This window comes from Streptomyces sp. N50 (assembly GCF_033335955.1).
GTDB lineage: Bacteria > Actinomycetota > Actinomycetes > Streptomycetales > Streptomycetaceae > Streptomyces.
In genome coordinates, this window is record NZ_CP137549.1 from 4,515,832 (window position 1) to 4,535,334 (window position 19,503).

The following is a 19,503-nucleotide window of genomic DNA, read 5'->3' on the forward strand; positions in this document are numbered from 1 at the left end:
TCCGGAGTCGGCCCCTTCGCTTTAGAGCGGTCGAAGCGCTGGTTCCTTCTGTACGGCTCCCAGCAACCGGTCGAGCGCCATCTCCACGTCTTCCTTCCAGGAGAGCGTCGTACGCAGCTCCAGCCTCAGCCGTGGATAGGTGGGATGCTGACGGACCGTCTTGAAGCCCACGGCGAGCAGATGATCGGCGGGCAGGACGCAGGCGGCCTCTTTCGCGCGGGCATCACCGAAGGCCTCGATCGCCTTGAAGCCCCGCCGCAGCAGATCCTTGGCCACCGTCTGCACCATGACCCGTCCCAGCCCCTGACCCTGGTAGCCCGGCATGATGAACGACGTCATCAGCTGCACGGCGTCCGGTGAGACGGGGCTCGTGGGGAACGCCGTCGAGCGGGGGACATAGGCAGGGGGCGCGTAGAGAACGAAGCCCACCGGCACGTCATCGACGTAGACGACGCGCCCGCAGGAGCCCCAGTCCAGGAGGACGGAGGAGATCCAGGCTTCCTTCTCCAGGGCCGCCGTGCCCGCCTTTACCGCGGCTTGCCCGCTGACGGGGTCCAGCTCCCAGAAGACGCACGACTGACAACGGTTGGGAATGTCCGGGAGGTTGTCCAGCGTGAGCGGTACGAGCCGACGCCCCATGAAGGCTGATCCTCGCTTCCTTCGCCCGCAGCGTCACGGGCGGCTGTCAGAGCGCTGCGTTCCCTGAGCAGGCTGCCGACGAACCCGCCGACCGCCCCCAGGCCCAGACCCGCGCTCACCAGTCCGGTGCGGCTCACCGTTCGCATGGCCCCCGCCTCCCCTAAGAGGTGCTGCCAGGTGGATGCGCCATACCCAAACGCATCGTATCGATGATGCGATTGCATCGATACCGACAGAAAGCAAAGAGCGGGCCGCGTTCCGGTACACACCGGACACGGCCCGCTCTGCTGGTCGGACAGACAGAATCCCCACCGTCGGCGGGACGGCTCAGGCCTCGTCCTCCGTGTCATCGTCCAGCAGACTCCGCTGCAGGACCGGCCCCTCACCCGGAGCCAGCGAACCGAGGATCCGCTCAAGGTCCTCCATCGAGGCGAACTCGACAGTGATCTTCCCCTTCTTCTGGCCCAGGTCGACCTTCACCCGGGTCTCGAAGCGATCAGAGAGACGCGTGGCGAGATCGGACAGCGCCGGGGAGACCAGGGCGCCGGCCCGCGGCCCCTTGGAGCGCTGAGCCGTCTGGGGCCGCGAACCCATCAGGGTCACGATCTCCTCGACGGCTCGCACCGAGAGCCCCTCGGCCACGATCCGGTGGGCCAGCCGGTCCTGCTCCTCCGAGTCGTCCACGGAGAGCAGCGCCCGGGCGTGACCGGCGGAGAGGACTCCGGCGGCGACACGGCGCTGGACCGACGGCGAGAGCTTCAGCAGCCGCAGGGTGTTGGAGACCTGGGGACGCGAACGCCCGATGCGGTCCGCCAGCTGGTCGTGCGTGCAGTTGAAGTCCTTGAGCAACTGGTCGTACGCAGCCGCCTCTTCGAGCGGGTTCAGCTGGGCGCGGTGCAGGTTCTCCAGGAGCGCGTCCAGGAGAAGTTTCTCGTCGTCCGTGGCCCGCACGATCGCCGGGATCGCCTCCAGGCCCGCCTCACGGCACGCCCGCCAACGCCGCTCGCCCATGATGAGCTCGTAGCTCGTCGGGCCGATCTGCCGTACGACGACGGGCTGGAGGAGACCGACCTCCTTGATGGAGGTGACGAGCTCTTGCAGCGCGTCCTCGTCGAAGACCTCACGCGGCTGACGCGAGTTCGGCGTGATGGAGTCGAGGGGCAGCTCGGCGAAGTGGGCACCGATGGGAGGCGCGAACGTCTCCACGGCGCCGTTCGACGACGGCTCCTCCATGTCGTAGGAAACCGGCGGCAGCGTGGTGACCTTCGCCGCGGCCACTCCCCGGTCGCCGGTGATGACCGGAACAGCCGTCGGGGACGCGGAACCCATGGCGGCCGGAGCCACCGTCTTCTCCCCGGTCGGGGCTGCGGGGATCAGTGCGCCGAGCCCACGGCCCAAACCCCTCCGTCGCTCGCTCACTGGATGCCCTCCACCATGCTCTGGTCGCTCTGAGCGCCGATGTGCGCATGCGGTGCGTCGTAGCTGACGCCCACACCCTTCAGCGCGATTTCCCTTGCTGCCTCAAAGTAGGAGAGGGCACCGCTCGATCCGGGATCGTAAGTCAGTACCGTCTGCCCATAACTCGGCGCCTCGGAGATACGGACCGAGCGGGGAATGCTCGTCCGCAGCACCTCGTCGCCGAAGTGACTGCGCACCTCGTCCGCGACCTGGGACGCGAGACGCGTCCGGCCGTCATACATGGTGAGCAGGATGGTCGACACATGCAGGTTGGGGTTGAGGTGTCCCCGAACCAGGTCGACGTTGCGCAGCAACTGTCCGAGGCCTTCCAGCGCGTAGTACTCGCACTGGATCGGGATGAGGACCTCCGCGCCGGCGACCAACGCGTTGACCGTCAGAAGGCCGAGCGAGGGCGGACAGTCGATGAGGATGTAGTCCAGCGGCTGCTCGTAGGCCTGGATCGCCCGCTGCAGTCTGCTCTCTCGCGCCACCAGGGACACCAGCTCGATCTCCGCACCGGCGAGATCGATCGTGGCGGGAGCACAAAAGAGACCCTCGACATCGGGGACCGGCTGCACGACCTCGGAGAGAGGCCGGCTGTCGACCAACACGTCATAGATGGAAGGGACTTCCGCGTGGTGGTCGATCCCCAGTGCCGTGGACGCGTTGCCCTGTGGGTCGAGGTCGACCACCAGAACACGGGCGCCGTGCAGTGCCAGCGAAGCGGCAAGATTGACGGTCGTCGTCGTCTTGCCCACCCCGCCCTTCTGGTTGGCGACGACCATGATGCGGGTCTGCTCAGGACGTGGCAGACCCTCGCCCGCACGGCCTAGGGCTTCCACCGCCAGTTGGGCAGCACGACCGATGGGAGTGTCGTCCATAGGGGGCGGTGTTTCACGTGAAACATCCTCCCCCATCGACTCGGTACGGGGACCGGGGACCGGATCGGTCATCGGTCCCGCGATGTTGGCGTCGGACCGCAAGGATTCACTCTCCTCGACTTCAGGCTCGCAATGAACAGAGCCTCCCATGTCTTCAGGGTCGTGAACCAGTGAGGCCTGTTGTTCTGTGGAGAATTCCACCTCTGTGGACAACTCCGTGCCCTCTCCGAGTGATCCGAGAGGCTTCCGGTCGCGGGGTTCGGCCGCAGCGCGGGTGCGGCCGATGATGCCGTGCAGCAGTGAGCGACGTTTCACGTGAAACACGATGCACAGCCGCCGAGGCCGAACTGTCGGCGACACTCCGGCATGCGTAGTTTTGGCAGCTTGTGTGGAGTAAGTCTCAACGACGCCGACGGGCACGCCCCGTACGAGCCGCCTTGGCCCGCTTGGCCGCGAAACGAACCCCGCCGGGGCTCTCTCCAACCTCGACACGCACCACCGTGGACAGCGGATCGACGATGCCTTCGCCGACATGCAGGATGGACGTCTCCACCGCTCCGAGCTTGCTGAGCACGGTCGCCGCACTCTTGAGCTCCTCCTCGGCCGTGTCCCCCTTGAGGGCGAGCATCTCGCCGTAGGGACGCAGCAGCGGGATGCCCCAGGTGGCCAGTCGCTCCAGCGGAGCCACCGCCCGGGCCGTCACTACGTGGACCGGCTGCAGTGTGCCCATGACCTCCTCGGCACGCCCACGCACGACGGTGACGTGGTCGAGGCCGAGGAGTTCGACGACCTCGGTGAGGAAGGTCGTACGGCGGAGGAGCGGTTCGAGGAGGGTGATCTTGATGTCCTCGCGGACCAGGGCCAGGGGAATGCCCGGGAGGCCGGCGCCGGAGCCGACATCGCAGACCGTCACTCCGTCCGGCACGACCTCCGAGAGGACCGCGCAGTTCAGCAGATGCCGCTCCCACAGGCGGGGCACCTCACGTGGGCCGATCAGGCCGCGCTGCACACCCGCGTCGGCGAGCAGCTCGGCGTACCGGACCGCATCCTCGAAGCGATCGCCGAACACCTCGCGCGCCTGCTCGGGCGCGGGGGGAAGCTCCGCTGCCTCCGTCACGGGGGACCGTCCTTCCGTACCGCAAAAGCGCATTGGGCGCTGACCACCAGGACCACCAGAACTACAGGACTATCAGGCTGACAAAGTTCGGCCCCGTCTGCTTAACAGACGGGGCCGGTAAACGCGGGGACCGATCAGGCGGGAAGCACGACGACGAAGCGCTGCGGCTCCTCGCCCTCCGACTCGCTGCGCAGTCCCGCGGCCTTGACCGCGTCGTGCACGACCTTGCGCTCGAACGGGGTCATCGGGTTCAGCTTCACCGGCTCGCCGGTGTTCTTCACGTCGGCCGCGGCCTTGGCGCCCAGCTCGGAGAGCTCGGTGCGCTTCTTGGCGCGGTAGCCCGCGATGTCCAGCATCAGCCGGCTGCGGTCCCCGGTCTCCCGGTGCACGGCCAGGCGGGTGAGCTCCTGGAGTGCTTCCAGCACCTCACCGTCACGGCCGACGAGCTTCTGGAGGTCGCGGCCGCTGCTGTCGCTGATGATCGAGACAGCGGCGCGGTCGGCCTCGACATCCATGTCGATGTCGCCGTCGAGATCGGCGATGTCCAGCAGACCCTCGAGGTAGTCCGCCGCGATCTCGCCCTCCTGCTCCAGGCGGGACAGGGTGTCTGCACCCTCGGCAGCGGCGGAGGTGGTGCCTTCCGTCACGGGATGGACTCCTTCTTTACTTCTTGGACGGGGACTTGGGCCGCTGCGGACCCTTGCGCTGTCCGGACTGGGCCTTGCTGCGGGTGCCGCCGGCGGGCTTCGGGGCGGGCTTCTTCGCGGCGGTGGCGGGCTTGGCGTCCTCGGGTTCGTCCGACTTGGTCAGCGAGGTCTTCGGCTCGTCGGCGTCGTCGGCATCGTGTTCGGCGCTGTCGTCGGCCGCCTTCGCGGCGGCGGACTGGCGCTGGGCCTTGGTCTGCCGCTTGGGCTGTTGACGCCTGGGAGTGGCCGTGGTCGGCGTACCGTCCTCGGACTCCACAGCCGTGCTCTCGCCCTTCACCACGGTGCCGTCGGGCTGGGCCACGAGGCCCACCTTGGTGAGGCTGTTGATGAACTTGCGCTCGAATTCGTTGCGGTCACGGCCCTTGGAGACGATCGCCTTGACGATGGCCTTCTCGCCCCGGCTGCGGGTCTTCTCGTGGTGCGTGACGTGCTTGGTGAGGCGCTCCAGGTACGCGGCCTGGGCCTTCGAACCCGGGGTCGGGTTGTTGTGGATGACGTACATCTGCTGGCCCATGGTCCACACGTTGGTGGTCAGCCAGTAGACGAGGACACCGACGGGGAAGTTGATGCCGAAGATGGCGAACATGACCGGGAAGACGTACATCAGCATCTTCTGCTGCTGCATGAACGGGGTCTTCACCGTGGTGTCGACGTTCTTCGTCATCAGCTGGCGCTGCGTGTAGAACTGCGACGCGGACATCATCACGATCATGACCGCGGTGACGACCCGGACGTCGGTCAGCGTGGCGCCGAGCGCCTCGACCTTGCTGCTGCCGTCCGTGAACTTCGCGGCGAGCGGGGCGCCGAAGATGTGCGCCTTACGCGCGCTGGCGAGCAGCGAGTCGTTGATGACGCCGATCGTCGTGCCCGTCGCGATGCCGTTGAGCACGTGGTACAGGGCGAAGAAGAACGGGGACTGCGCCAGGATGGGAAGGCACGAGGAGAGCGGGTTGGTACCCGACTCCTTGTACAGCTTCATCATCTCTTCGGACTGACGCTGCTTGTCGTTCTTGTAGCGTTCCTGGATCTTCTTCATCTCGGGCTGCAGGGTCTGCATGGCCCGGGTCGCCTTGATCTGCTTCACGAAGAGCGGGATCAGACAGATGCGGATCAGGATCACCAGGGACACGATGGACAGGCCCCAGGCCCAGCCCGTGTCGGGACCGAAAACCTTCCCGTACACCGAGTGGAACTGGACGATGACCCAAGAAACGGGTGTCGTGATGAAGCTGAAAAGACTGGCAATCGTGTCCACTAATCATGCTCCTTGGGCATGGGACGGTGTCTCTGCGGCCGGGCTCGAAGGACTCAGCCCTTCTGTGGCCGTTTCGGCGGCGGAGGTCCCGCCCTTGTCTGCGCGCCGTGCGCCCCGCAGCATCTCGTGCCACCGCGGACGCTTGCGCGGTGGGACATGGTCCACACCGCCGAGCGACCACGGATTGCAGCGCAGGATGCGCCAGGCCGTGAGCGCTGTGCCCTTGATCGCGCCGTGCCGGTCTATGGCCGTGTAGCCGTAGTGGGAGCACGACGGGTAGTACTTGCAGACCGGCCCGAGCAAGGGACTGATCGTCCACTGGTACAGCTTGATCAGCGCCAGTAGTGGGTACTTCATCGCGCGCCCCCTCCCAGCAGCCGCTGAACGGCGGCATCCAGGTCTTGGGCCAGCTGTGCATGGTCGGCGTCGCCCGCTCCGGGCAGCGCTCGTACGACTACCAGGCTACCGGGGGGAAACAGGGCGACTCGCTCGCGCATCAGATGGCGAAGTCTGCGCTTCACCTTGTTGCGCACCACGGCGCCGCCCACCGCCTTGCTGACGACGAAACCCGCACGCGTCGGGGGAGCGCTCTCCCCTGGCGCGTGCGGGTCCGTGGCACCGCTACGAAAGTGGACGACGAGAAGCGGGCGGCCGGCCCGGCGACCCCGTCGTACCGCGGTCGCGAAGTCTTCGCGCCGCCTCAGCCGATGCTCGGTAGGCAGCACGACGTCATGACCTGATCGGGATCAGGCGGACAGGCTGGCGCGACCCTTGCCACGACGGTTCGCGAGAATCGCGCGACCGGCACGGGTACGCATCCGCAGGCGGAAGCCGTGGGTCTTGGCCCGGCGACGGTTGTTCGGCTGGAAGGTGCGCTTGCTCACGAGGGGGCTCCAGAAATAAATCGGTGGTGGCGGGTGCCGTCCTGGCTGTCACCGTGCGCCCACGAGTAGCTCGCAGTAACGCCCGAGTGCACCGCTTCCCGATCACCTCGAAGCGATCTGTGCCCATCGGAGGCAGGCGGCAGCAGCCATCGACAACTCGACCTGGTCACGGTACGCGGGGCTACGCCATCCGGTCAAACCAGCGGTCACGAGGAGACACTATCCACAGGCTGGGGACAACAACTTGAACCGCACCCGTCGCCCTGACTACCGTGGCTGGACTCCGATTCGTTCCTTTGTCCCCCGCCCCACACCTTTTTCCCGAGCGCCCCACCCGATGTACATCCCGTCCCGTCCGCGAACCACACGTTCGTGGGACCCGTGAGAGAGCGTGCCCTGTGGCTGACGTACCTGCCGATCTTGCCGCAGTGTGGCCACGAGTGCTGGAGCAACTTCTCGGTGAGGGGCGTGGGCAGGGTGTCGAGACCAAGGACGAGCACTGGATCCGGCGCTGCCAACCCCTGGCACTCGTCGCCGACACCGCCTTGCTCGCCGTACCGAACGAATTTGCGAAAGGCGTGCTCGAAGGCCGCCTCGCCCCGATCGTCAGCGAGACGCTGAGCCGCGAGTGCGGCCGGCCGATCCGTATCGCGATCACCGTCGACGACTCCGCCGGCGAGCCCCCCGGCCCGCCGGCACCGCCCGCCCAGCCCCAGCGGCGCTACGAGGAACCCGAGCAGAGCCGCGACCCCTACGAGGGCGGCTACGGCCGTCACCGCGCCGAGCCGCTCCCGGGCGGCCCCGGCGACCAGCTGCCCACCGCCCGCCCCGCCTACCCGTCGGAGTACCAGCGCCCCGAGCCGGGCGCCTGGCCGCGTCCGTCGCAGGACGACTACGGCTGGCAGCAGCAGCGGCTCGGCTTCCCGGAGCGGGACCCGTACGCCTCGCCGCCGCAGGATCAGTACGGGCCCCCCTCCCAGGACCAGTACGGTCCGCCGTCCCAGGACCGGGACCAGTACGGGGCGCCGGCGAAGGACAAGTACGGCCCGGCCCAGGACTCGTACCAGTCGCAGCAGGACCAGTACGCGCCGCCGGCGCAGGAGTACCGCCCGCAGCCGATGGAGCGTCCGTCGTACGAGCAGCAGCGCGCGGAGTACGAACAGTCGCGGGCCGAGTACGAGAAGTCCCGGGAGCAGTACAACCAGCGTGACGCGCGCCGCGATCTGTCCGACTCGCACTCGGGGTCCAACTCCGGTCATGTGCACCGCAGCGGTCCGGGACCGCTGGGCTCGAAGCCCGCGCCGGCGGCCGGCCCGGGCGAACCGACCGCGCGCCTGAACCCGAAGTACCTCTTCGACACGTTCGTCATCGGTGCCTCGAACCGGTTCGCGCACGCGGCCGCGGTCGCCGTCGCCGAGGCGCCCGCGAAGGCGTACAACCCCCTTTTCATCTATGGGGAGTCGGGGCTCGGCAAGACGCACCTGCTGCACGCGATCGGGCACTACGCGCGGAGCCTGTACCCCGGCACGCGCGTGCGGTACGTCAGCTCCGAGGAGTTCACCAACGAGTTCATCAACTCGATCCGCGACGGCAAGGGCGACAGCTTCCGCAAGCGGTACCGCGAGATGGACATCCTTCTTGTCGACGACATCCAGTTCCTCGCGGACAAGGAGTCGACGCAGGAGGAGTTCTTCCACACGTTCAACACGCTCCACAACGCGAACAAGCAGATCGTGCTCTCCAGCGACCGGCCGCCCAAGCAGCTGGTCACGCTGGAGGACCGGCTGCGGAACCGTTTCGAGTGGGGCCTGATCACCGACGTCCAGCCGCCCGAGCTGGAGACCCGTATCGCCATCCTTCGTAAGAAGGCGGTGCAGGAGCAGCTCAACGCCCCGCCGGAGGTCCTGGAGTTCATCGCCTCCCGCATCTCGCGCAACATCCGCGAGCTGGAGGGGGCGCTGATCCGGGTGACGGCGTTCGCGTCGCTCAACCGGCAGCCCGTCGACCTCGGTCTCACCGAGATCGTCCTCAAGGACCTGATCCCGGGCGGCGAGGACTCCACACCGGAGATCACCGCCACGGCGATCATGGGAGCGACCGCCGACTACTTCGGCATCACGGTCGAGGACCTGTGCGGCAGTTCGCGCGGCCGCCAGCTGGTGACGGCCCGGCAGATCGCCATGTACGTCTGCCGCGAACTGACCGACCTCTCCCTGCCGAAGATCGGCGCGCAGTTCGGCGGCCGCGACCACACCACGGTCATGCACGCCGACCGCAAGATCCGCGCCCTGATGGCCGAGCGCCGCTCGATCTACAACCAGGTCACCGAACTGACCAACCGCATCAAGAACGGCTGACAGCCGCGGAGTTACGACACCAGAGCTACGACACCGAGGGCGCCCCGGGATCTTTCCCGGGGCGCCTTTCGCCGTGCCGGGAGGCGGTCGGGACGGCGCCCCGAGACGACGCCGGGAGGCGCTTCGGCGGACGCCGGAAGAGGGCGGAGGGGATGGAAACGGGGCACCGGAGGGCGCGCCGAGAGAGGCATCCCCGAGGAGGCGGGCGGAGGTGTCAGAGGCGTCCGATGACGATCCACGGACGTTTCCGGACCCGCTTCGGAGCGGGTCCCGAAGGTTCCGGAGCTCCCCTGAAACCCCTCCGAAGCCCCTCCGCAGCGGTCCACGGCCGATTCTCAGCCCGCCCGAAGCCCGCCCGAAGGCCGCCCGAAGCCATCTGAAGCCCGTTCTGAGCGCACCCGGAGCGCATCCAGAGCCGATCCGGAAGACGCTCGCCGTCGTTTCAAACCCACGGACCGAACCCCCGCTGTTCGAATACCCGCCGGGTTACGGCCGTCCTCCACAGATTCGGTGACTTTCTTCCGTCCACATCCTGGGGACTGTGAAGTTGTCCAGATCGTGTCCACAGGCGCCACGGGTGAGGGACGATCAGACCAGGTCAGGTGCTTGTGGATTCGTGGACAAAAGATATCCACAGGCTGTGGACGGATCCTTGATCCCCAGCCTGTGGATCAAGTTGTCCACCGACAACCCACAGGCTGGGGTCGGTTGTCCCCAGCGATCTCCAGCTTCTCCACACCGCTGTCCACTGTTCGGCAACGCAACGCGCCACCTCACCGTGTCGAGTGAAAGGCGTCACACGAAGGTGCCGGGTTGGGCTGTGGGAAAGGCGGGTAAAGCTGGGGACGGCGCTGGGGAGAAGTGGCCCTCGGCTGTGCATGGAGTGTGCAGAACTTTCCGTTCTCCACAGAAACCCGAGGTTGTCCACCGCCGTCGCCCACAGGGTCGGTGGACAAAATTCCCGCTCTGACCTGCGAAAACGGGGTTATCCACGGTATCCACAGCCCCTACTACTACTAGCAACTAGAGAGAGCTAGGAATCCGTTTCGAAGCGGGGCCTGTGCACAACTTGCTCTTCGTCGTCCGACAGCCGCTCGTCACGACTTGACCCCGACGGGCACCTACTGTCAGTGCTGTGCGTCAGACTGTTCCCCGATGTCCTTCCCCTCACAGGGACCGACGACACCGAGACAGATGACGAAGCCAGGCAGGCCAAGAAGCGCCGGCAACAGCAGGAGGCGGCAACAGTGAAGATCCGGGTGGAACGCGACGTACTCGCGGAGGCAGTGGCCTGGGCGGCACGCAGCCTCCCGGCCCGTCCGCCGGCGCCGGTCCTCGCCGGCCTCCTGCTGAAGTCGGAGGAGGGGCAGCTGAGCCTGTCCAGCTTCGACTACGAGGTCTCCGCGCGCGTGTCGGTCGACGCCGAGGTCGAGGAGGAGGGCACGGTCCTCGTCTCCGGCCGGCTGCTCGCCGACATCTGCCGCGCCCTCCCCAACCGGCCGGTGGAGATTTCCACAGACGGTGTACGGGCGACGGTGGTCTGCGGCTCCTCCCGCTTCACCCTGCACACACTGCCTGTGGAGGAGTACCCGGCGCTGCCGCAGATGCCGGGTGCGACCGGCACCGTCCCCGGCGAGGTGTTCGCCTCGGCGGCCGCCCAGGTGGCCATCGCCGCCGGCCGTGACGACACGCTGCCCGTCCTCACCGGTGTGCGCATCGAGATCGAGGGCGACACGGTGACGCTGGCGTCCACCGACCGCTACCGCTTCGCGGTCCGCGAGTTCCTGTGGAAGCCGGAGGACCCGGAGGCGTCCGCGGTCGCCCTGGTGCCCGCCAAGACGCTCCTGGACACCGCCAAGGCCCTCACGAGCGGCGACAGCGTCATCCTGGCGCTGTCCGGCTCCGGTGCGGGCGAGGGCCTCATCGGTTTCGAGGGCGCCGGCCGCCGTACGACGACCCGCCTCCTGGAGGGCGACCTCCCGAAGTACCGCTCGCTGTTCCCGACGGAGTTCAACTCCATCGCCGTGATCGAGACCGCCCCCTTCGTGGAGGCCGTCAAGCGCGTCGCCCTGGTCGCCGAGCGCAACACCCCGGTGCGGCTGAGCTTCGAGCAGGGCGTGCTGATCCTGGAGGCCGGTTCCAGCGACGACGCACAGGCTGTGGAGCGCGTCGACGCGAACCTCGAGGGTGACGACGTGTCGATCGCCTTCAACCCGACGTTCCTGCTGGACGGCCTGAGCGCGATCGACTCCCCGGTCGCCCAGCTCTCCTTCACGACCTCCACCAAGCCGGCCCTGCTCAGCGGCAAGCCGGCCCTGGACGCCGAGGCGGACGAGGCCTACAAGTACCTGATCATGCCTGTGCGACTGAGCGGCTGATCCATACCGACGCGAACACCGCAGGTCGGGGCATACGGCTCGGTACTTCTGAGCGCGTATGCCCACAGGTGTGCATGACCGTCCGGGTTTAGGCTCGGACACAGGTACGCAAGTGCCTTCATGCCACGTCGCACCCTAAGGAACAACTGATGGAGCTCGGTCTCGTCGGCCTCGGCAAGATGGGCGGCAACATGCGCGAGCGCATCCGCCGCGCAGGCCACACCGTCATCGGATACGACCGCAACCCGGACCTCGCCGATGTCCACAGCCTGGGAGAACTTGTGGGCAAGCTCAAGGGCCCGCGCGTGGTGTGGGTGATGGTCCCGGCCGGCGCCCCGACCCAGGCGACCGTCGACGAGCTGGCCGATCTCCTGGAGCCCGGCGACGTCGTCGTGGACGGCGGCAACTCCCGCTGGACGGACGACGAGAAGCACGCCGAGGAGCTGGGCGCCAAGGGCATCGGCTTCGTCGACGCGGGTGTCTCAGGCGGTGTGTGGGGCCTCCAGAACGGCTACGCGCTGATGGTCGGCGGCGACGCCGAGAACATCGCCAAGGTCCAGCCCGTCTTCGACGCGCTCAAGCCCGAGGGCGAGTTCGGCTTCGTCCACGCCGGCAAGGTCGGCGCGGGCCACTTCTCGAAGATGGTCCACAACGGCATCGAGTACGCCATGATGCAGGCCTATGCCGAGGGCTGGGAGCTGCTGGAGAAGGTCGACTCGGTGACGGACGTCCGCGAGGTCTTCCGCTCCTGGCAGGAGGGCACGGTCATCCGCTCCTGGCTGCTCGACCTGGCCGTCAACGCCCTTGACAGCGACGAGCACTTGGACAAGCTCAAGGGCTACGCGGAGGACTCCGGCGAGGGCCGCTGGACCGTCGAGGCGGCCATCGACAACGCCGTGCCGCTGCCCGCGATCACGGCCTCCCTCTTCGCGCGGTTCGCGTCGCGCCAGGAGGACTCGCCGCAGATGAAGATGATCGCGGCGCTGCGCAACCAGTTCGGCGGCCACGCGGTCGAGACGAAGTAGTCCACAACGACGAAGTAATCCACAGATCGGCAGATCCACAGGCCGCGGCCCGTGGATCCACAACCTGGGGGAGGTCGGCGAACGACCATGCACGTCACGCATCTGTCGCTGGCCGACTTCCGCTCGTACGCCGGGGTCGACGTCCCGCTCGACCCCGGCGTCACCGCGTTCGTGGGACCAAACGGGCAGGGCAAGACCAACCTCGTCGAGGCGATCGGCTACCTCGCCACCCTGGGCAGTCACCGCGTCTCCTCCGACGCCCCCCTCGTCCGCATGGGTGCCGAGCGCGCGATCATCCGGGCGCAGGTCAGACAGGGCGAACGGCAGCAGCTGGTCGAGCTGGAGCTGAACCCCGGCCGCGCCAACCGCGCCCGCATCAACCGGTCCTCGCAGGTCAGGCCCCGTGACGTGCTGGGCATCGTACGGACCGTGCTGTTCGCGCCCGAGGACCTCGCCCTGGTGAAGGGGGATCCCGGGGAGCGGCGGCGGTTCCTGGACGAGCTGATCACCGCGCGGTCGCCGCGCATGGCCGGGGTCCGCTCCGACTACGAGCGGGTGCTCAAGCAGCGCAACACCCTGCTGAAGTCGGCCGCGTTGGCGCGGCGGCACGGCGGGCGGTCGATGGACCTGTCCACGCTCGACGTGTGGGATCAGCATCTTGCGCGCGTGGGCGCCGAGTTGCTCGCCCAGCGGCTCGATCTGATCGCCGCGGTCCAGCCCCTCGCCGACAAGGCGTACGAGCAACTCGCCCCCGGGGGCGGCCCGGTGGCCCTGGAGTACAAGCCGTCGGCGCCCGGTGAGGCACACACGCGTGAAGACCTCTACGAGCAGTTGATGGCGGCGATCGCGGAGGCGCGCAAGCAGGAGATCGAGCGGGGCGTCACCCTAGTAGGACCCCATCGGGACGATTTGGTTCTCAAACTCGGTCAGTTGCCCGCCAAGGGGTACGCCTCGCACGGGGAGTCCTGGTCGTACGCGCTGGCGTTGCGGCTCGCGTCGTACGACCTGCTCCGGGGTGAGGGCAATGAGCCGGTGCTCGTCCTTGACGACGTGTTCGCCGAGCTGGACACACGGCGGCGGGAGCGGCTGGCCGAGCTGGTGGCGTCCGGTGAGCAGGTGCTGGTGACGGCCGCGGTCGACGACGACGTACCGCATGTCCTGGCGGGGACGCGGTACAGCGTGGCGGAGGGGGCGGTGGAGCGCGTATGACGACCGATCAGCCCGCGGCCGGGGAACCCGCGCCCAAGAAGGCCGCCGAGCCCTCCGGCGTCGACCTCGCGCGCGTGGCGTTGCGCGCCGCGAAGGAACAGGCACGCGCGCGTGGGGACGCGGCGCAGCAGAAGAAGCAGGCGCGGCGCGGCGGCCTGCGCTCCGGCGCGCGCGCCGATGGCCGCGACCCGATGGCCCTCGGTGCTGCGATCAACCGGCTGCTGAACGAGCGCGGCTGGGAGACGCCGGCCGCGGTGGGCGGTGTGATGGGCCGCTGGCCGCAGATCGTCGGCGAGGCAATCGCCTTGCACTGCACGCCGGAGCGCTATGACGAAGACGCCCGGGAGCTGATGGTCCGGTGCGACTCCACGGCTTGGGCCACCGAGATCAGACTGCGCGCCCCCCAGTTGGTTGCCCGCCTGAACGAGGATCTCGGGCACGGCACGGTGCGCCTGATCAAAGTCAACGGCCCCGGTGGGCCGCCCCGCCGCTACGGTCCCCTGCGCGCTCCTGGCAGCACGGGTCCCGGCGACACCTATGGGTGACTGACATCACAGCGTGGGCTCCGGCGGGTGAACGGACGCGGTTGCGAATACCGACCTGACCCTTGAGTAGCAAAGGGTTGACACCCGGAAGCGCTGAGTGCCTCCGTGAGCCTCTTTGAGCCCCGTTCCGCATATGGGGAGTCGGGAGAGACCGGTTGAGGGCGGCACATGAGGACTCAGGTACCGGCAAACCCCCATCCATGTCGGCGCTACCGGTAGACTGGAAGCAATCCCGCCCCACTTGTGGGACACACACCGAGCAACGCTGACTAAGGCTTACCAACGCAACACGCCGCAGCCGCTCCGGCCAACCGCCGGGTGCCTGGCTTGTGCTGTGCCAGAAAGGGCGCTTCGTGGCCGATTCCGGCAACCCCAACGAGAACATCCCGTCCACCGACGCCGGCGCCAACGGCGGGGCTCACACCTCGAACGGCGAGGTCACTGCCTCGTACGACGCCAGCGCCATCACCGTCCTCGAGGGTCTGGACGCGGTCCGCAAGCGACCCGGTATGTACATCGGCTCGACCGGCGAGCGCGGCCTGCACCACCTCGTGCAGGAAGTCGTCGACAACTCCGTCGACGAGGCGCTGGCCGGGCACGCGGACACGATCGACGTCACGATCCTTCACGACGGCGGCGTCCGCGTCATCGACAACGGCCGAGGCATCCCGGTGGGCATCGTCCCGTCCGAGGGCAAGCCGGCCGTCGAGGTCGTGTTGACGGTGCTGCACGCGGGCGGCAAGTTCGGGGGCGGCGGTTACGCGGTCTCCGGCGGTCTGCACGGCGTGGGCGTGTCCGTGGTGAACGCGCTGTCCAGCAAGGTCGCCGTCGAGGTCAGGACCGACGGATACCGCTGGACGCAGGACTACAAGCTGGGCGTGCCGACCGCCCCGCTCGCGCAGCACGAGGCCACGGCCGAGACCGGCACCTCGGTCACCTTCTGGGCCGACCCGGACATCTTCGAGACCACCGAGTACTCCTTCGAGACGCTGTCGCGGCGCTTCCAGGAGATGGCGTTCCTCAACAAGGGTTTGACGATCAAACTCACTGACGAGCGCGAGCTGGCGAAGGCCACGGCCGGTGCCGACGAGGCGGGTGCGGACGAGAAGGACGACGTCAAGACCGTCACGTACCACTACGAGGGCGGCATCGTCGACTACGTGACGTACCTCAACTCCCGCAAGGGGGACGTGGTGCACCCGACCGTCATCGACCTGGAGGCGGAGGACAAGGACAAGAGCCTGTCCCTCGAGGTCGCGATGCAGTGGAACAGCGGTTACAGCGAGGGCGTGTACTCCTTCGCCAACATCATCCACACGCATGAGGGCGGCACGCACGAAGAGGGCTTCCGGGCCGCGCTGACGTCGCTGATCAACAAGTACGCGCGCGACAAGAAGCTGCTCCGCGAGAAGGACGACAACCTCACGGGCGACGACATCCGCGAGGGTCTGACCGCGATCATCTCGGTGAAGCTGGCCGAGCCGCAGTTCGAGGGCCAGACAAAGACCAAGCTCGGCAACACCGAAGCGAAGACCTTCGTACAGAAGGCGGTCTACGAGCACCTCAACGACTGGCTCGACCGCAACCCGAACGAGGCCTCGGACATCATCCGCAAGGGCATCCAGGCGGCCACCGCGCGCGTGGCGGCCCGCAAGGCCCGCGACCTCACCCGTCGCAAGGGTCTGCTGGAGACGGCTTCGCTGCCGGGCAAGCTGTCCGACTGCCAGTCGAACGACCCCACCAAGTGCGAGATCTTCATCGTCGAGGGTGACTCCGCCGGCGGCTCGGCCAAGTCCGGCCGGAACCCGCAGTACCAGGCGATCCTCCCGATCCGGGGAAAGATCCTCAACGTCGAGAAGGCCAGGATCGACAAGATCCTGCAGAACCAGGAGATCCAGGCACTGATCTCCGCCTTCGGCACCGGAGTCCACGAGGACTTCGACATCGCCAGGCTGCGCTATCACAAGATCATCCTGATGGCGGACGCCGACGTCGACGGTCAGCACATCTCCACCCTGCTGCTGACCTTCCTGTTCCGCTTCATGCGGCCGCTGGTCGAGGCCGGGCACGTGTTCCTGTCGCGTCCCCCGCTCTACAAGATCAAGTGGGGCCGTGACGACTTCGAGTACGCGTACTCGGACCGCGAGCGCGACGCCCTGATCGAGCTGGGCCGGCAGAGCGGCAAGCGCATCAAGGAAGACTCGATCCAGCGCTTCAAGGGGCTCGGCGAGATGAACGCCGAGGAACTGCGCATCACCACGATGGACCAGGAGCACCGCGTCCTCGGCCAGGTCACCCTGGACGACGCCGCGCAGGCCGACGACCTGTTCTCGGTCCTCATGGGCGAGGACGTCGAGGCGCGCCGCCAGTTCATCCAGCGCAACGCCAAGGACGTCCGCTTCCTCGACATCTGAGTCGGTCTCAGCTGACCGCATCAGGAAGGATCTTCACCAGCAATGGCCGACGAGAACACTCCCAGTACGCCTGAAGAGGGCGTCATCGCCCAGCGCGTCGAGCCCGTAGGGCTCGAGACGGAGATGCAGCGCTCGTACCTCGACTACGCGATGTCCGTCATCGTGTCGCGAGCCCTGCCCGACGTCCGTGACGGCCTCAAGCCCGTCCACCGCCGCGTCCTGTACGCCATGTACGACGGCGGCTACCGGCCCGAGAAGGGCTTCTACAAGTGCGCCCGTGTCGTCGGCGACGTCATGGGCAACTACCACCCGCACGGCGACTCCTCGATCTACGACGCGCTGGTCCGCCTCGCGCAGCCGTGGTCGATGCGGATGCCGCTGGTGGACTCGAACGGCAACTTCGGCTCCCCGGGCAACGACCCCGCCGCCGCCATGCGCTACACCGAGTGCAAGCTGGCGCCGCTGTCCATGGAGATGGTCCGTGACATCGACGAGGAGACCGTCGACTTCACGGACAACTACGACGGCCGCTCCCAGGAGCCGACCGTCCTGCCGGCCCGCTTCCCGAACCTGCTGATCAACGGCTCGGCGGGCATCGCGGTCGGCATGGCCACCAACATCCCGCCGCACAACCTCCGTGAGGTCGCGGCGGGCGCCCAGTGGTGCCTGGAGAACCCCGAGGCCTCCCACGAGGAGCTCCTGGACGCGCTGATCGAGCGCATCAAGGGCCCCGACTTCCCGACCGGCGCGCTCGTCGTCGGCCGCAAGGGCATCGAGGAGGCGTACCGCACCGGCCGTGGCTCGATCACCATGCGCGCGGTCGTCGAGGTCGAGGAGATCCAGAACCGCCAGTGCCTGGTGGTCACCGAACTCCCCTACCAGACCAACCCCGACAACCTCGCGCAGAAGATCGCCGACCTGGTGAAGGACGGCAAGGTCGGCGGCATCGCGGACGTCCGCGACGAGACGTCGTCCCGTACCGGCCAGCGCCTCGTCATCGTCCTGAAGAGGGACGCGGTCGCCAAGGTCGTACTGAACAACCTCTACAAGCACACCGATCTGCAGTCGAACTTCAGCGCCAACATGCTGGCCCTGGTCGACGGTGTGCCCAGGACCCTCTCCCTGGACGCGTTCATCCGGCACTGGGTGGCGCACCAGATCGAGGTCATCGTCCGCCGGACGAAGTTCCGGCTGCGCAAGGCCGAGGAGCGGGCGCACATCCTGCGCGGCCTCCTGAAGGCCCTGGACGCCATTGACGAGGTCATCGCGCTGATCCGGCGCAGCGACACCGTCGAGATCGCGCGCACGGGCCTGATGGAGCTCCTGACGATCGACGAGATCCAGGCGAACGCCATCCTGGAGATGCAGCTCCGCCGACTGGCCGCCCTGGAGCGCCAGAAGATCATCCAGGAGCACGACGAACTCCAGGCGAAGATCACCGAGTACAACGCGATCCTCGCCTCCCCGGTCCGCCAGCGCGGCATCGTCAGCGAGGAACTCGCCGCGATCGTCGAGAAGTTCGGCGACGACCGCAAGACGATGCTGGTGCCCTTCGACGGCGACATGTCCATCGAGGACCTCATCGCCGAAGAGGACATCGTCGTCACCATCTCGCGCGGCGGCTACGTCAAGCGCACCAAGGCGGACGACTACCGCTCCCAGAAGCGCGGCGGCAAGGGCGTCCGCGGCACGAAGCTCAAGGAAGACGACATCGTCGACCACTTCTTCGTGTCGACGACCCACCACTGGCTGCTGTTCTTCACCAACAAGGGCCGCGTCTACCGCGCGAAGGCCTACGAACTCCCGGACGCCGGCCGGGACGCGCGTGGGCAGCACGTGGCGAACCTGCTCGCCTTCCAGCCGGACGAGGCGATCGCGGAGATCCTCGCGATCCGCGACTACGAGGCGGCGCCCTACCTGGTCCTCGCGACCAAGGGCGGTCTGGTCAAGAAGACGCCTCTTAAGGATTACGATTCGCCCCGCTCCGGCGGTGTCATCGCGATCAACCTCCGTGAGACGGAGGACGGTTCCGACGACGAACTGATCGGCGCCGAACTCGTCTCGTCCGAGGACGATCTGCTGCTGATCAGCAAGAAGGCACAGTCGATCCGGTTCACCGCCACGGACGACGCGTTGCGCCCCATGGGGCGTGCCACCTCCGGTGTCAAGGGCATGAGTTTCCGTGAGGGCGACCAACTTCTCTCGATGAATGTTGTTCGACCCGGTACGTTCGTGTTCACTGCCACAGACGGCGGGTACGCGAAGCGCACCGCCGTCGACGAGTACCGCGTCCAGGGTCGCGGCGGCCTGGGTATCAAGGCCGCCAAGATCGTCGAGGACCGCGGTTCTCTCGTCGGCGCGCTGGTGGTCGAGGAGACCGACGAGATCCTCGCCATCACGCTGTCCGGCGGTGTGATTCGTACGCGAGTCAACGAGGTCAGGGAGACGGGCCGTGACACCATGGGCGTCCAACTGATCAACCTGGGCAAGCGCGATGCCGTCGTCGGTATCGCTCGTAACGCCGAGGCGGGACCCGAGGCGGAGGAAGTCGTCGGCGACGAAGCCGTCGACGAGACCACCGAGGGTGTCGCGACCACCGGCACGGACGAGGGTGACGCACCCTCGGACGAGTAG

General features: G+C 67.6%; 16 protein-coding genes. 7 read left to right on the top strand and 9 right to left on the bottom strand.

What is annotated here, in order from left to right; all coding sequences use genetic code 11:
* Positions 1-21 precede the first annotated feature (21 nt).
* The 9 genes from R2B38_RS20025 to rpmH all read right to left on the bottom strand — a co-directional run bounded on the left by R2B38_RS20025 (position 22) and on the right by rpmH (position 6,941).
* Positions 22-639, bottom strand: a complete 618-nt coding sequence (locus R2B38_RS20025; protein ID WP_318017449.1) for a GNAT family N-acetyltransferase — start codon at positions 637-639, stop codon at positions 22-24.
* 327 nt (positions 640-966) lie between these two features.
* Positions 967-2,058, bottom strand: a complete 1,092-nt coding sequence (locus R2B38_RS20030; RefSeq protein ID WP_318017450.1) for a ParB/RepB/Spo0J family partition protein — start codon at positions 2,056-2,058, stop codon at positions 967-969.
* Positions 2,055-3,128, bottom strand: a complete 1,074-nt coding sequence (locus R2B38_RS20035; protein ID WP_078532690.1) for a ParA family protein — start codon at positions 3,126-3,128, stop codon at positions 2,055-2,057. Before R2B38_RS20035 ends, R2B38_RS20030 begins: the two co-directional genes overlap by 4 nt.
* Before the next feature lie 250 nt (positions 3,129-3,378).
* On the bottom strand, positions 3,379-4,095 hold the full coding sequence (gene rsmG, locus R2B38_RS20040; RefSeq protein ID WP_318017451.1) for a 16S rRNA (guanine(527)-N(7))-methyltransferase RsmG: 717 nt from the start codon (positions 4,093-4,095) through the stop codon (positions 3,379-3,381).
* 134 nt (positions 4,096-4,229) lie between these two features.
* Positions 4,230-4,742 (bottom strand): protein jag, encoded by a 513-nt coding sequence (locus R2B38_RS20045; RefSeq protein WP_019055151.1) that lies wholly within the window; start codon positions 4,740-4,742, stop codon positions 4,230-4,232.
* Positions 4,743-4,758: 16 nt separating this feature from the next.
* Complete coding sequence (gene yidC, locus R2B38_RS20050; protein WP_318017452.1) at positions 4,759-6,057, bottom strand: membrane protein insertase YidC; 1,299 nt, start codon at positions 6,055-6,057, stop codon at positions 4,759-4,761.
* Positions 6,058-6,060: 3 nt separating this feature from the next.
* The gene (gene yidD / locus R2B38_RS20055; protein ID WP_019073355.1) at positions 6,061-6,414 is read right to left on the bottom strand and encodes a membrane protein insertion efficiency factor YidD; all 354 of its coding nucleotides are present in this window, start codon (positions 6,412-6,414) and stop codon (positions 6,061-6,063) included.
* Positions 6,411-6,782: a ribonuclease P protein component gene (gene rnpA, locus R2B38_RS20060; RefSeq protein WP_078532680.1), complete on the bottom strand. Its 372-nt coding sequence runs from the start codon at positions 6,780-6,782 to the stop codon at positions 6,411-6,413. Before rnpA ends, yidD begins: the two co-directional genes overlap by 4 nt.
* 21 nt (positions 6,783-6,803) lie before the next feature.
* Positions 6,804-6,941 (bottom strand): 50S ribosomal protein L34, encoded by a 138-nt coding sequence (gene rpmH, locus R2B38_RS20065; RefSeq protein WP_006381191.1) that lies wholly within the window; start codon positions 6,939-6,941, stop codon positions 6,804-6,806.
* A 398-nt stretch (positions 6,942-7,339) separates the two neighbouring features.
* On the opposite strand from rpmH, the gene dnaA reads away from it, so the two are divergent.
* The 7 genes from dnaA (at position 7,340) to gyrA (ending at position 19,503) form a co-directional block, all read left to right on the top strand.
* Positions 7,340-9,298, top strand: coding sequence for a chromosomal replication initiator protein DnaA (gene dnaA, locus R2B38_RS20070; RefSeq protein WP_318017453.1), 1,959 nt, complete (start codon positions 7,340-7,342; stop codon positions 9,296-9,298).
* Between the two features lie 1,247 nt (positions 9,299-10,545).
* Positions 10,546-11,676 (top strand): DNA polymerase III subunit beta, encoded by a 1,131-nt coding sequence (dnaN, locus tag R2B38_RS20075; protein WP_043676006.1) that lies wholly within the window; start codon positions 10,546-10,548, stop codon positions 11,674-11,676.
* A gap of 149 nt (positions 11,677-11,825) precedes the next feature.
* On the top strand, positions 11,826-12,701 hold the full coding sequence (gene gnd, locus R2B38_RS20080; protein WP_318017454.1) for a phosphogluconate dehydrogenase (NAD(+)-dependent, decarboxylating): 876 nt from the start codon (positions 11,826-11,828) through the stop codon (positions 12,699-12,701).
* An 87-nt stretch (positions 12,702-12,788) separates the two neighbouring features.
* Positions 12,789-13,910, top strand: a complete 1,122-nt coding sequence (gene recF / locus R2B38_RS20085) for a DNA replication/repair protein RecF (protein WP_318017455.1) — start codon at positions 12,789-12,791, stop codon at positions 13,908-13,910.
* Positions 13,907-14,455: a DUF721 domain-containing protein gene (locus R2B38_RS20090; RefSeq protein ID WP_318017456.1), complete on the top strand. Its 549-nt coding sequence runs from the start codon at positions 13,907-13,909 to the stop codon at positions 14,453-14,455. The genes recF and R2B38_RS20090 overlap by 4 nt, the downstream gene beginning before the upstream one ends.
* 353 nt (positions 14,456-14,808) lie before the next feature.
* The gene (gene gyrB / locus R2B38_RS20095; RefSeq protein WP_318017457.1) at positions 14,809-16,869 is read left to right on the top strand and encodes a DNA topoisomerase (ATP-hydrolyzing) subunit B; all 2,061 of its coding nucleotides are present in this window, start codon (positions 14,809-14,811) and stop codon (positions 16,867-16,869) included.
* Positions 16,870-16,911: 42 nt separating this feature from the next.
* Entirely contained in the window at positions 16,912-19,503 is a 2,592-nt protein-coding gene (gene gyrA / locus R2B38_RS20100) for a DNA gyrase subunit A (protein WP_318017458.1), read from the top strand.

What these genes read in the sequence shown, in the direction of transcription:
- R2B38_RS20025 (WP_318017449.1), bottom strand. Translation starts at nt 639, where the DNA reads ATGGGGCGTCGGCTCGTACCGCTCACGCTGGACAACCTCCCGGACATT.
- R2B38_RS20035 (WP_078532690.1), bottom strand. Translation starts at nt 3,128, where the DNA reads ATGGGAGGCTCTGTTCATTGCGAGCCTGAAGTCGAGGAGAGTGAATCC.
- yidD (WP_019073355.1), bottom strand. Translation starts at nt 6,414, where the DNA reads ATGAAGTACCCACTACTGGCGCTGATCAAGCTGTACCAGTGGACGATC.
- gnd (WP_318017454.1), top strand. Translation starts at nt 11,826, where the DNA reads ATGGAGCTCGGTCTCGTCGGCCTCGGCAAGATGGGCGGCAACATGCGC.
- recF (WP_318017455.1), top strand. Translation starts at nt 12,789, where the DNA reads ATGCACGTCACGCATCTGTCGCTGGCCGACTTCCGCTCGTACGCCGGG.
- R2B38_RS20090 (WP_318017456.1), top strand. Translation starts at nt 13,907, where the DNA reads ATGACGACCGATCAGCCCGCGGCCGGGGAACCCGCGCCCAAGAAGGCC.
- gyrA (WP_318017458.1), top strand. Translation starts at nt 16,912, where the DNA reads ATGGCCGACGAGAACACTCCCAGTACGCCTGAAGAGGGCGTCATCGCC.